We start from the raw sequence: 12,993 nt of genomic DNA on the forward strand, positions 1-12,993 counted from the left end.
CGGTAATCGCCGGAAGTAAGTGCCGGTGGTGAGTGCGACGGCCGCCGGATAGGGGCGGGGCGTCGGGTCACCGGTCACGGGGGCGGTGACGAAGGGGACGTCAGGAAGAGCCACGCATGGTCGAGGGCGAGAAGGGCTCCCGGCACGCGAACGGCTCATCGGGGGGTGCGCCGCGTCAGCGGCGGCCGGCGGCGCCGGCCGCAGGGGAGGACGCAGGGCAGCCTCCCGGCGATCTCGCACAGCTGCTCGCCTCGGTCGGCGCGCTGCTGGGCAGTCACGCGGCGGAGGATCTGGTGGTCCTGGTGCGCGAGGAGCTGGAGCGGCGCGAGTTCGTGGCGTACGGGCGGGGCTGGCGGGACGCGGCGGCCCAGTACCACCAGTCGGCCGAGGGGGCCGACGCCGTCCGGGCGGGGGAGGCCGGCGACCGTGTCCCCGGGCAGGCCGCCGTCATCCCGTTCCGCCGAAGAGAGCGGTACGAACGTCCGGAGCAGCCCCAACTCCGGCCGCGCTCAGAGGATTCGGGGCTCACTGACGCGTACGGCGAGACGTACGACGACACATACGGCGGCCCGTACGGCGCTGAGCCGCTTCCCGGTGAGGCCTCTCCCGCCGACGCCGCGGAGACGGGCGCGGCAGCCCCGGCCGGAGCGGTCTGCGCCGCCGTGCCCGAACCCCGTACTGCCCGCGGCCCCCGGCGCCGGCCGCCCGCCCCGGAGGCGCCCGCCGCCGCGTCGCCCCGGCCGGCCTTCGCGCCCAAGAGCCGCCGCTCCAAGGTCCCCACCATCCCGCGGCTGCCCCGGTCGCGCGGGCGCGGACGTCCTGACGAGGACGAGCGGCCGGGCACGGGGTGAGGGCCCGGTTCCGGCGCGCCGGAGCGGGATTGTTGCCGCAGGGGGCGGGCCCCGGCCACCGGCCGGCGTGACGGCCCCGGCCACGGTCGGCGTGATGGCCCCGGGTGCGGCGGGCCGTCCGGCCCCTCAGTCGGCGAGCGGGCGCAGTGAGTCGACGACGAGGTCGAGGAGGCGGGCGGTCCTGTCCGGGCTGTTGCTGGCCGCCGTGGAGAGGAAGACGCCGAAGAGCAGGGCGGTGATGTCCTCCGGTTCGACGTCCGCGCGGAACGACCCTGCCCGTACCCCCGCGGTGAGCAGCCCCGCGATCGCGGCGGTGATGCGCTCGCGCGTGGTCGGTGTGGCCATGCTTCCCGACGCCCACCCGGCGCGGAGCGTGTCGATCATTCCGCGCTTCGTCGCGACGAACGCCGCGTACCGGTCCATCCACGCGCGGAGGGCGGCCTCGGGCGGCAGCCCGGCGAGCAGCGCGGTGGCGTCTGCCGTGACGTCGTCGAGTTCGGCGGCGTAGACGGCTTCGACGAGCGCCTCGCGGGTCGGGAAGTGGCGATAGAGCGTGCCGATGCCGACTCCGGCCTCGCGGGCGATGGCTTCGAGCGCGACCGTGTCGTCGGCGGCCGTGAAGGCGGCCCGCGCGGCGGTGAGGAGCTTCTCGCGGTTGCGCCGCGCGTCGGAGCGGGTGGGGCGGCCCGGGGCGGCCGGCCGGTCGGTCGGGGCGCCGGTCGGGGGCTGCGGTTCGGGAGGAGGCAAAGCGGAGGACCCTCCGTTAGTGCTACAGTCGAATAACGGAGACTCCTCCGCTTTCTCCATCATCGCATGAGGACGGGATTCCATGACCCCCACAGGCAGCCCTTCTCCCCGCACCCCCGCTTCCGGCGCCTCCTCTTCCGCCACCACCGCCACCGGTGCCCCGCGCCCCGGAGGCCCCGGCCGGCTCGTCGGGCGCACCGTCTCCCGTATCGGCTACGGAGCGATGCAGCTGGAGCGTCTGCAGGGCGACCGCGCCGCAGCCGTCGCTCTTCTGCGCCGGGTGGTCGAGCTCGGCATCGACCACATCGACACGGCCCAGTTCTACGGCCACGGGTTCGCCAACGAGGTCATCCGTGAGGCGATCCGTGACGAGGACGACGTGCTGGTCGTCAGCAAGGTCGGTGCCACCCCCGACTCCGGCGGGCCGCTGCCGCTGCGGCTCGCGCAGCGCCCCGAGGAGCTGCGGGCGAGCGTCGATGACAACCTGGCGAGCCTCGGACTCGACCAGATCCCGCTGGTGAACCTGCGCCGCGCGGACTCCGGGCCCGGCCTGAAGGCCGAGGGCGACCAGGTGGTCGGCCTCGACGACCAGCTCGCGGTCATGGTGGCGATGCGCGACGAGGGCAAGATCGGCGCGATCGGTCTCAGCAGCGTGAGCCTGGACGTCCTGCGCCGGGGCATCCCCGCGGGGATCGCCTGTGTGCAGAACGCCTACAGCCTGGTGGCACGCGACAACGAGGACATGCTCGACCTCTGCGCCGCCGAGAACATCGCCTGGGTGCCGTACTTCCCGCTCGGCAGCGCCTTCCCCGGTATGCCGAAGGTGGCCGACGAGCCGGCCGTAGTGGCGGCGGCACAGGCCCTGGGCAGCACCCCCGCGCAGGTCGGCCTCGCCTGGCTGCTGCACCACGCGCCGAACGTCCTGCTCATCCCGGGTACCGCGGACGCCGGGCACCTGGAGGCGAACGCCGCCGCGGGGTCGGTCGTGCTCGACGCGGCGACACTCGCCGCCCTGGACGCCGTCCCTACGCGCCAGGGTGACATCGTCCGCTGACCCGCAGGCAGCCACGGGCCAGGCCGGACGCGCGCCCTGCCCGCTCGTCCGGCCGTGGCCGGTCCGCTACTTGATGCCGGTCGTCGCCACGCCCTGCACGATCCGCCGCTGGAAGACGAGGAACACCGCGACCAGCGGAAGGAATCCGAGCACGGAGGACGCCATGACCTCCGCGTACTGGATGTTGCTGTTGTTCACCAGGGAGGCCAGACCCACCGGGATCGTCTGCGACTTGGTCTGGTTCAGCACCAGCAGCGGCCAGAGGAAGGCGTTCCACGAGTTGATGAACGTCAGGATCGACACCGTGGAGACCGCCGGGCGGCAGATCGGCATGCAGATGGTCCAGTAGACCCGCCACCAGCTCGCCCCGTCGATGCGCGCGGCCTCGATCAGCGGGACCGGGATGCCCTTGAAGAACGCCTGGAAGATGAAGACCGACACCGGCGCCGCGACCGAAGGCAGGACCAGCGCCCAGTAGGTGCCGAGCAGATGCAGCGCCCGGTACTCGATGAACTGGGGCAGGATCAGCGCCTCGGTGGGCAGCATCAGACCCGCTGTCACCAGCGCCATGACCGCGGACCTGCCGGGGAAGCGCAGGAAGGCCAGGGCGAAGCCCGCCATCGAGCAGAAGGCCACCGTGAAGACCACCGCGAGGACCCCGATGACCAGGCTGTTGAGGTACCAGGAGCCGATCGGATAGGTGTCCCAGGCGTACGCGTACGCGTGCAGGGACCACCCGCCCGCGAAGGGCGACGTCGGGTTCTCGGTGATCGAGCCGTCCGGGCGGAGCGAGGTGATGAGAGCCCAGACGAACGGGACGAGCCAGATCAGCGCGAACAGGGTGAGGCAGACGGCGCAGAGCCGGTTGAAGAGTTGCGCGCCGTTGACGGCGGGCGGACCCCCCGTGCGGGTCCGCGGCGGCTGGGTGATGCTGCTCAAGGTGTCCTCCGCTCAGGCCGCGGCGCGGGTCGCGGCCGTGGTCGCGGACCGGCGGCGCAGCGCGTACCAGGCTGCCGAGATCGCGACGATGATGACGAAATAGACGAGGGTGGCCGCGGCGCCGTAGCCACCCCGGTAGGAGGTGAATCCGGTGTCGTAGATGTACTCGATGACGGGCCGTGTCGACTGGGCGGGGCCGCCGCCCAGCAGCAGGTAGATCTGGTCGAAGACCTTCAGCGAGGCCAGGATCTGGAGGATCAGCACCAGCCCGGTGGCAGGCCGCAGCAGCGGCACGGTGATCAGCCGGATCTGCTGCCAGGGGCTCGCACCGTCGATGGCGGCCGCCTCGTACACATCCGGCGGGACGTCCTGGATCGCGGCGGTGTAGAGGACGAAGTTGAAGCCGAACGTCCACCACAGCGTCATCAGGACCACCGCGGTCCAGCCGCCCGACGTGCTGCCGATGAAGTCGGGCACCGGCAGGCCCACCGCGCCGAACAGCTTGGGCGCCAGGCCGACTTGCGGGGTGTAGATCCACAGGAAGATCAGGGCGACCACGGACGACGGCACCACGTACGGGGCGAAGAACGCCAGGCGGTAGAAGACCCGGCCGCGCGGGATCCGGGACGCCAGGACGGCGAAGAGCAGGGCGAGGACCACCATGAGCGGGGTGGTGATCAGGGTGAACAGCACCGAGTGCCACATGGCGTCCCAGAAGAGGGAGTCCCGCAGGACCTTGGTGTAGTTGGACACCCCCACCCAGTCGCCGAGGCCGTCCTTGACCGTGGTCGTGTTGAAGAAGCTCAGCACGATGCCCATGAGCAGCGGGCCGGCCAGGAACACCAGGTAGACCACCAGGAACGGGGCGCTGAGCAGCAGCCCCGCCCGCCGGTCGGAGCGGGGCGGCCGGGCGCGCGCCGTCCGTACGGGCGCGGGGCGCCGGGCCGGCCGCGTCGGGGCGACGGTCGTCATGGGAGCTGCCTCCTACTTCATCGTGACCGGTGGGCGGGCCGTGGTGTAGCGCTTCAGATCCGCACGCATACCGGCGACGGCCTGTTTCGGTCCCAGCCGCCCCGCGAGGACCTCGATGATGGTCGCGCCCACGGTGTTCTGGAAGTCCGATCCTGCGCCGGTGTACCAGGCGACCGGGTCGTACTGGGCGTTGAACGCCGCCTGCACGTAGTTGCGCTGCGGGGATTGTCCGAGGAACGCCTTGCTGCGCTGGCTGGGGAGCCAGGCCGGCACATGGCCGCCGTGTGCCCAGGTGGCACTGGAGTCGAGCAGGCTCTTGATGAACTGCGCCGCGTGCGCGGTGCGCGCGGCGGAGCGCTTCGGGTTGCGCGGGACGACGAGCGCGTGCGAGTCCGCGTACGCCACCGGCTCCGGTCCGAGCAGCGCCGGGAACGGCACCACGTTGAAACGGAGGTCCTTGACCAGCCGGTACGAGGGGATCTGCCACTCGCCGTCGAAGAGGAAGCCTGCCCTGCCCGTGCTGAACAGCGCGTTCGCACCTGACCCGTTGAGGCTTTTCGGCATGAGGCCGGGCCCGGTCAGGCTCTGCATGAAGTCGAATGTCTCCTGCATCGCCTCGGCGTCGATGTCGATCGTGGTGCCCGACCCGGTGACGACGGGGCCCGCGAGGCCGGAGTAGATCATGCTGAACCAGCGCCAGGCGGTGGACGGGTCGGCGGTGATGGACATCGCGGCGCCGTACCGGGCGCCCGCCTCCTTCATCGCCTTCACCGCGTCGGTGAAGGCCGCCCTGCCCTTCATCGGCTTCAGCCCGTCACCTGCGGCGTTGAGCAGGCCCGCCTTCTTCGCCAGGTCGACGTTGTAGAAGAGCACGAACGGGTGGGTGTCCAGCGGCACCGCGTAGGGGGTGCCGTTCACGGTGGCCTTCTTCCAGGCCGCCGGCGTGAAGCGGTCCGGGGTGACACCCAGCTCGGTGACACCGGTTTCGGACACCGGCTCCAGCAGGCCCGAGGCCGCCAGCAGCGGGAGCCGCGACAGATGGGAGATGCCGACGTCGGGCGGGGTGCCGCTCGCCGTGGCCAGGGCCAGCTTCGTGTAGTACGGATTCCCCCAGCCCAGGATGGTCGCTTCGACCGAGGTCCCGGGGTGCTGCTTCCGGAACGCGTCCTCCATCAGCGCCATGTTGGCGCCGTCGCCGCCGGTGAACAGGTTCCAGAAGATGACGTCCGCGGTGTCGGGCTGAGAACCCGTGAGGCCGGAGGCCAGCGGGGATGAGCACGCGGTCAGCCCGCCGGTCAGGGCCAGACCGCCGCCGAGAGCCAGGAAGCGCCGGCGCGCCATCGCTCCGCTCATGGGGGTATTCACCTCGTTAATTCGATGTGAACTCGATGGCGGAGACCTTGGCACACGATTTGCATCGTTGCAATAGGTCGGCGATCGCGGTCCGCGGTGGAGGGCGGCGGGACGAGCCGCTGCGGTGGGCCGGCTGCGCGGCGGACGGCGGGTGCGACGGCTCCGGGTCAGGCGGGGTGCTGTCGCCGCGAGGACTCCCGGACGACGAGCCGGAAGGGCGTCGACTCCCGCAGCCCGGCGCCCGCACCGGCGCGCCCGGCGTCCGGCTGCCGGTTGATCTGCTCGTCGAGCAGGGTGAGGGCGCGTTCCGCGATCACGTCCAGATCGGGCGCCACCGAGGTGAGCGGCGGATGCGTGTACGCCGACTCCGGGACGTCGTCGATGCCCGCCAGGGCGACGTCGCCGGGCACCCGGACCCCGGAGGCGTTGAGCGCGCGCAGGGCGCCGACGGCCAGCGCGTCGTTGAAGGCGAAGATCGCGTCCGGCAGTGGGCCGCTGCCTTCCAGGAGCCGGCGCACGGCCTCGTACCCCTGCGCCCTGTTCCAGTCCTTCACCGGCGTCACCAGCCAGTTCACCCGCCGCACGCCGGCCGCCGACAGGGCCTGCTGGTAGCCCTCGGCGCGCTGGCGGCCGTTCTCGCTGCCGTTCCGGCCGAGCGCGACGATGCGGCGGCAGCCCTGGTCGATGAGGTGTTCCACGGCGGTGCGGGCGGCGGCCACGTTGTCGATCCCGACGCGCGGGAAGCGGTCGCCGACATCGTGCTCACCGAGCATGACCAGCGGGAAGTCCGGGGCGGTGGCGGTGACGTCGGCGGCCGGCACGGTCAGGGCGCTGAACAGCACACCGTCGGCCACATTGGTCAGACCCCCCGCGAGGATGCGCCGTTCGGTCTCACTGTCGCCCTCCGTCGACTCGACGAGCACGGTGATGCCCCGCCGGGCCGCCGCCCGGATGACGGCCTGCGCGAGCTCGGCGAAGTAGGGCTCGGCGAGGAAGGGCACGGCGAGCGCGACGAAGCCGGTGCGGCCCGAGCGCAGGCCCCGGGCGAGGAAGTCCATCTTGTAGCCCAGCGCGTCCAGCGAGTGCTGCACCCGGGCGCGCATCTCCGGGCTGACGTGCGTATAGCCGCTGACCACGTTGGACACGGTCCGCACCGATACACCGGCGTGCTCGGCCACGTCCCGCATCCGTACCCTGCCCACCGGCGCGTCCCCCTCGGTCGGTCCCCGCCGGCGGCGGCCGGCGTGGGTGCGTTCTGCATTCCTTGCATCGTTGCAAAGCTTCACTCATGATGAGCGGAATTCGATTGTACGAAACCTGATGGCCGCTGAGGCAGAAGGAGGAGCCGTGAGGGCGAGTGAACAGGAGGGGGCGTATCCGAGGCCGCTCATGTGCCGTGAGCAGTGGAACAGCCTGGACGGCACGTGGGAGTTCGGATACGACGACGCCGATGCGGGCGAGCGCGATTCCTGGTTCTCCGGCTCCGCGGCGGGCGGCTTCGACCGGGAGATCACTGTCCCCTTCCCGCCCGAGGCGCCCGCTTCCGGCATAGGCGAGACCGGGCCGCACCCGGTTGTCTGGTACCGCCGCCGGATCGCCCACGGCACCCTCGCGCCTCCCTCTTCCGGCGGGCGGACGCTGATCCACTTCGGGGCGGTCGACCACCGCGCGAAGGTCTGGCTGGACGGCAGGCTGGTGGCCGAACACATCGGCGGGCAGACACCGTTCACCGCCGACGTGACGGACGCACTGCGCCCGGACGCCGCCGAGCACGTCCTCGTCGTACGCGCCGAGGACGACCCGGCCGACCTCTGCGTCCCGCGCGGCAAGCAGGACTGGCAGGAGCGCCCGCACGCCGTCTGGTACGAGCGGACCACCGGCATCTGGCAGAGCGTGTGGACGGAGACCGTCCCCGGCCAGCACATCACCGACCTCGCCTGGATCCCCGACCCCACGTACGGCGTCGTGGCCGAGATCGCGCTCGCCAGGCCGCTGACCCGCCCGCTCACGGTCGACATCGTGCTCCGCGCCGGCGACCGTGTACTGGCCGAGACCTCCACCGTGACCACCGGCCGGCGCACCAGGATCGACATCGCGATCGCGGCCCTGCGCAACGGCATCGACCGCGAAGACCTGTGGTGGACCCCCGACAGCCCCACTCTGGTGGACGCCCGGGTCACCGTGCGCGACCCCGGTTCACCCGCGTCGGCCGACACCGTGGACAGCTACATCGGGCTGCGCAGCGTGGGCGTGGGGAGCGGTTCCTTCCTGCTCAACGACCGCCCCTGCTACGTGCGTTCCGTACTGAACCAGGGGTACAGGCCGCGCACCCTGCTCGCGGCGTCCGGCACCGGCGAGCTGCGCCGCGAGGTCGAGCTGATCAAGGCGATGGGCTTCAACGCGGTCCGGGTCCACCAGAAGGCGGAGGATCCGAGGTTCCTGTACTGGGCCGACCGCCTGGGCCTGCTCGTCTGGGGCGAGACCGGCGCCGCGTACGAATTCGGCACGGAGGCCGTCGAGCTGCTCACCCGTGAGTGGCTGGACCTGGTGCGGCGCGACCGCAGCCACCCGTCGATCGTGACCTGGGTGCCCATCAACGAGAGCTGGGGCCTCTCCGACATCGCGCACGACCCCGCGCAACAGCAGTACTCGGTGGCCCTGGCCGCGCTGACCCGCGCCCTGGACCCGACGCGCCCGGTCATGTCCAACGAGGGCTGGGAGCACACCGACAGCGACATCCTCGGCGTACACGACTACACGAGCGACACGGCACTGCTGAAGGAGCGTTACGGGGACGCGGCCGGGTTCGCTGCGGTGCTCGCCGGCGGGGGGCCCCAGGGCCGGGCGGTCTCCCTCACGGAGCGGCAGGACGAGCGGTTCGGGGCAGGTGAAGCACCCCTGATGATCACCGAGTTCGGGGGCCTCTCGCTGGCCGGGGGCGACGACGACTTCTTCTACACGCAGACCGGCTCCGCCACCCAGTACGCGGAGCTGCTCGGCGCCCTCTTCGGCGAGCTGCGCAGGAGCCCGCTGGTAGCGGGCTTCTGCTACACCCAGTTCATGGACACCGCGCAGGAGACCAACGGCCTGCTCTTCCCGGACGGCACCCCCAAGCTGCCGCTGGAGGCGATCCGCCGGATCGTCACGGGCCTCCCGGACGAGGGGGCCGCGGGCGACTGACCCCTGCGGCGGGGCGCATGCGACCCCGGGCCCGTCCGGGCGCCGGCGACACCTGAGGGCGGGCGCCGGACGGCAGCGCCTGCCGCCGGGGCCCCGGCGGCCCCCGGCGGCTGGGCTCCTCGCCTCCCTCCTCGCCTCTCTCCTCAGAGGACCCCGCCGGTGGCCCGCCGGTAGGTCGAGCGCCGCTCCTCGATCTCGGCCCAGCGGTCCCCGTACACCGTGCGCGTGGTGCCGGGCTCCCGCAGGAAGTCGTGCGGGAAGCCGTGCGGGACGGCGCTCACCTCGTCCAGGCGGGCGAGGGCCGCGTCGTCCAGCCGGACGCCGGCCGACGCGAGGTTGTCGGCCAGCTGGCTCTCCTTCGTGGCCGCGATGATGGGGATGACATTGCCCGGCCGGCTGCGCAGCCAGGCCAGTGCCACCTGGGCCGGGGACCAGCCGCCCTGTTCGGCGATGTCGATGACGGCGGTGATCACCGCGTCCTCGTTCCGGTCGCGGCCGTCCAGGTCCGCGCCGTCCAGGCGTCCGGACTCGCCCCGGCGGTACTTGCCGGTGAGCCTGCCCGCTGCGAGCGGCGCCCAGGCCAGTACGGCCAGGTCGAAGGCGCGTGCCTGCGGCAGGAGGTCACGCTCCGCCGTGCGGTCCAGCAGGTTGTAGCGCAGTTGCGAGCCCGCGAAGGACGTCCAGCCGCGCAGCTCGGCCAGGGTGTTCGCCTGCGCGATCTCCCAGGCGGGCCAGTCGGACACCCCGATGTACTGCACCTTCCCGGCCCTGACCAGATCGTCCAGGGCGCGCATCACCTCGTCGACCGGGGTGAAGTTGTCGCGGGCGTGCACCCACAGCACGTCCACGCGGTCGGTGCGCAGCCGGGCGAGGCTGGCCTCCACCGACTGCACGAGGTTCTTGCGGTGGTTGCCCGCCGAGTTGACGTCGCCGGGGTCGGTCGCGCAGGTGTACTTGGTCGCCAGGACGAACCGGTCCCTGCGCCCCTCCAGCAGCTCGCCGAGAATGCGCTCCGAGCTGCCGTCGGTGTACTTGTCGGCGGTGTCGACGAAGTTGCCGCCCGCTTCCGCGTAGGCATTGACGATGCGTCCGCTCGTCTCCTTGGAGGCTCCCCAGCCCCAGTCGTCGCCGATCGTCATGGCGCCGAGGCTGAGCTCGCTGACGCGCAGGCCGGTCCTGCCGAACAGTGTGTAGCGCACGGTGGTCCCTTCGTCCGGGCGGTGGGTACGGCTGTGGTCCCCGACGCTATGAGCTGGAGGGCGCTCCAGCGCAAGCTCCTTCCCACCGGCGTGGTCACGGGTGGCTCCGCATAGGCTCGACAACGTTGTCCAGCGTGTACTCGCCGTGCGGAAGCCGGAGCCGGGGCAGGCCGGGCCCTGCCATGGACCGCCGTGAACGGAGCTGCCGTATGAAGGACGTCGCCCCCCTGACCGCAGGCTGGACCCTGCGGCACGAGTCAGCCGCGCTCCCGGCCCGGATACCCGGCTGCGTACACACGGATCTGCTGGCCGCAGGGGTGATCCCCGACCCGTTCCTCTCCCGCAACGAGACGGAGGTGGCCTGGGTCGGCCGGGCCGACTGGCAGTACGACACAGTGCTCCCGCCCCGCGACAGCGCCCACGAACGCACCGATCTGGTCTTCGACGGGCTCGACACGGCGGCCACGGTCACCGTCGGCGGCGAGGTCGCCGGCCGGACCCGCAACATGCACCGCGGCTACCGCTTCGATGTCACAGGCGCGACCGGGGGAAGCGGTTCCCCCGTGCCGCTCTCGGTGCTCTTCACCTCCGCCTACACCGAGGCCGAAGCGGTCCGTGCCCAGGTGGGGGAGCGCCCCAACTCGTACCCGGAGCCCTTCCAGTACATCCGCAAGATGGCCTGCTCCTTCGGCTGGGACTGGGGGCCGACACTGGTCACCGCCGGCATCTGGAAGCCGGTGCGCCTCGAACACTGGTCGACGGCCCGGATCTCGGACGTCCGGCCGCTCGTCACCGTGGCCGGGACGACCGGCCGGGTCGAGGCGCGGGTCGAGGTGGAGCGCACGGGGCCGGGCGCCGGACGCCCCCTCACCGCGGAACTGCTCATCGGCGGCGCGACGGCCGCAGGCGGCACGACTGCGGCCGTGCCCGGGAGCGCCGGGGCGTCCGTGAGCTTCGACGGCACACACGCCACGGTCACCGCCGACGTGTCCGACGCGGCTCTCTGGTGGCCCCGCGGGTACGGCGAACAGCCGCTGTACGACTGTGAGGTGGTGCTCCGCGACGGGAGTGGCGCCGTACTCGACAGCTGGTCGCGGCGGATCGGTTTCCGCACCGTCGCCCTCGACACCGCGGCCGACGAGCACGGCACCGGATTCACCCTGGTCGTCAACGGGGAACGGATCTTCGCGCGCGGCGTCAACTGGATCCCCGACGACGTGTTCCCGTCCCGCATCAGCCCCGAGCGGTACCGCAGCCGTCTCACGCAGGCCACCGAGGCGGGCGTCGACCTGGTCAGGGTCTGGGGCGGTGGCATCTACGAGTCGGACGCCTTCTACGACATCTGCGACGAGCTGGGCCTGATGGTCTGGCAGGACTTCCTCTTCGCCTGCGCCGCCTACCCGGAGGAGCAGCCGCTGCGCTCCGAGGTGGAGGCCGAGGCCAGGGAGAACGTCACCCGGCTGATGCCGCACGCGTCACTGGTCCTGTGGAACGGCAACAACGAGAACCTCTGGGGCTTCCGCGACTGGCAGTGGGAGGAGGAGCTGGCGGGAGACTCCTGGGGCGAGGGGTACTACCTGGGGCTGCTGCCGCGCATCGTCGCCGAGACCGACCCGACCCGCCCGTACACGGCGGGCAGCCCCTGGTCGGGATCGTGGGACCACCATCCCAACGACCCCGCGCACGGGACGTCGCACTCCTGGGAGGTCTGGAACCGCACCGACTACACCGAGTACCTCGGCCAGTCGCCCCGGTTCGCGGCCGAGTTCGGCTGGCAGGCCCCGCCCGCGTACGCGACACTGCGCCGGGCACTGCCCGGCGAGGAGCTCGCGGCGGACTCGCCCGGCATGCTCCACCACCAGAAGGCCGCCGACGGCAACGGCAAGCTGGAGCGCGGCCTCGCCCGGCACTTCGCCGTCCCCGCGGACTTCGACCGCTGGCACTACCTGACGCAGGTCAACCAGGCCCGCGCCATCGCCACCGGGATCGAGCACTGGCGCGCCCAGTGGCCGGTCTGCGCGGGCACGGTCGTCTGGCAGCTCAACGACTGCTGGCCGGTGACATCCTGGTCCGCCATCGACGGCGACGGGCGCCGCAAGCCGCTCTTCCACGAGCTGCGCCGGGTCTACGCCGACCGGCTGCTGACCGTGCAGGCCGGGGACGGCGGCCTCACGCTCGCCGCCGTCAACCAGTCGGCCCGGCCGTGGCGCACCGATGTGCGGGTACGCCGGATGACGGCGGCCGGGAAGACGCTGGCAGAGGCTGTCCTGGAGCTGTCCGCCCCGGCCCGCGCGGTCGGGCGCACCGCGGTGCCCGCCGCGCTCGTACCCGCCCCGGAATCGGCCGAGGAGTTCCTGGTCGCCGACGCGGACGGTTCGCGGGCGCTGCACTTCCCGGTACGCGACCGGGCTTTCGCCTTTCCGGTGCCGGAGTTCGACGTGGAGCTGGTGCGGGACGGGAAGGGTGGTGTCGCCGTACTGGTGACCGCCAGGACCCTGCTGCGCGACCTCCTGCTCCAGGCCGACCGGCTGGCCCCGTCGGCCGCCGCGGACCAGGGGCTGCTGACGCTGCTGCCGGGCGAGCGCGCCACCATCGGTGTGCGCGGCTGGGACGTCCCGGACGACGGAGCGGTGCGGGCGGTGCGCGCGGCGCTGTTCGCCGTGGAGCCGGCCGGCCGGCCCTGAGGCCGTGCCCGGCG

General features: G+C 72.3%; 10 protein-coding genes. 4 read left to right on the forward strand and 6 right to left on the reverse strand.

Translation table 11 applies throughout. The annotated features are described in order from the left end of the window. Positions 1–116: 116 nt before the first annotated feature. The gene (locus OG917_RS19310) at positions 117–851 is read left to right on the forward strand and encodes a hypothetical protein (RefSeq protein WP_328318859.1); all 735 of its coding nucleotides are present in this window, start codon (positions 117–119) and stop codon (positions 849–851) included. A gap of 126 nt (positions 852–977) precedes the next feature. On the opposite strand, the gene OG917_RS19315 is transcribed toward OG917_RS19310, so the two are convergent. After that, a complete protein-coding gene (locus tag OG917_RS19315; RefSeq protein WP_328318860.1) occupies positions 978–1,598 on the reverse strand; it encodes a TetR/AcrR family transcriptional regulator in 621 nt (206 codons plus the stop codon). A gap of 82 nt (positions 1,599–1,680) precedes the next feature. Here OG917_RS19315 and OG917_RS19320 point away from each other — a divergent pair, with 82 nt between their 5' ends. Next, positions 1,681–2,652 (forward strand): aldo/keto reductase, encoded by a 972-nt coding sequence (locus tag OG917_RS19320; protein WP_328318861.1) that lies wholly within the window; start codon positions 1,681–1,683, stop codon positions 2,650–2,652. A gap of 66 nt (positions 2,653–2,718) precedes the next feature. On the opposite strand, the gene OG917_RS19325 is transcribed toward OG917_RS19320, so the two are convergent. The 4 genes from OG917_RS19325 to OG917_RS19340 all read right to left on the reverse strand — a co-directional run bounded on the left by OG917_RS19325 (position 2,719) and on the right by OG917_RS19340 (position 7,103). Beyond that, positions 2,719–3,591, reverse strand: coding sequence for a carbohydrate ABC transporter permease (locus tag OG917_RS19325; RefSeq protein WP_328318862.1), 873 nt, complete (start codon positions 3,589–3,591; stop codon positions 2,719–2,721). A gap of 12 nt (positions 3,592–3,603) precedes the next feature. Next, a complete protein-coding gene (locus OG917_RS19330; RefSeq protein WP_328318863.1) occupies positions 3,604–4,563 on the reverse strand; it encodes a carbohydrate ABC transporter permease in 960 nt (319 codons plus the stop codon). Positions 4,564–4,575: 12 nt separating this feature from the next. Next, positions 4,576–5,916 carry an extracellular solute-binding protein gene (locus OG917_RS19335; RefSeq protein WP_328318864.1) on the reverse strand — a complete coding sequence of 447 codons (1,341 nt, stop codon included), beginning with the start codon at positions 5,914–5,916 and terminating at the stop codon, positions 4,576–4,578. Between the two features lie 167 nt (positions 5,917–6,083). Then, complete coding sequence (locus OG917_RS19340) at positions 6,084–7,103, reverse strand: LacI family DNA-binding transcriptional regulator (RefSeq protein WP_328322015.1); 1,020 nt, start codon at positions 7,101–7,103, stop codon at positions 6,084–6,086. A 160-nt stretch (positions 7,104–7,263) separates the two neighbouring features. Here OG917_RS19340 and OG917_RS19345 point away from each other — a divergent pair, with 160 nt between their 5' ends. After that, positions 7,264–9,096, forward strand: a complete 1,833-nt coding sequence (locus OG917_RS19345; RefSeq protein ID WP_328318865.1) for a glycoside hydrolase family 2 protein — start codon at positions 7,264–7,266, stop codon at positions 9,094–9,096. Positions 9,097–9,239: 143 nt separating this feature from the next. Here OG917_RS19345 and OG917_RS19350 read toward each other — a convergent pair whose 3' ends face one another. Next, positions 9,240–10,295, reverse strand: a complete 1,056-nt coding sequence (locus tag OG917_RS19350; RefSeq protein ID WP_328318866.1) for an aldo/keto reductase — start codon at positions 10,293–10,295, stop codon at positions 9,240–9,242. 209 nt (positions 10,296–10,504) lie between these two features. Between OG917_RS19350 and OG917_RS19355 the strand changes: the two genes are divergently transcribed. Next, positions 10,505–12,979, forward strand: a complete 2,475-nt coding sequence (locus tag OG917_RS19355) for a glycoside hydrolase family 2 protein (protein ID WP_328318867.1) — start codon at positions 10,505–10,507, stop codon at positions 12,977–12,979. Positions 12,980–12,993 lie beyond the last annotated feature (14 nt).

This window comes from Streptomyces sp. NBC_00388 (genome assembly GCF_036061255.1).
Lineage (GTDB): Bacteria > Actinomycetota > Actinomycetes > Streptomycetales > Streptomycetaceae > Streptomyces.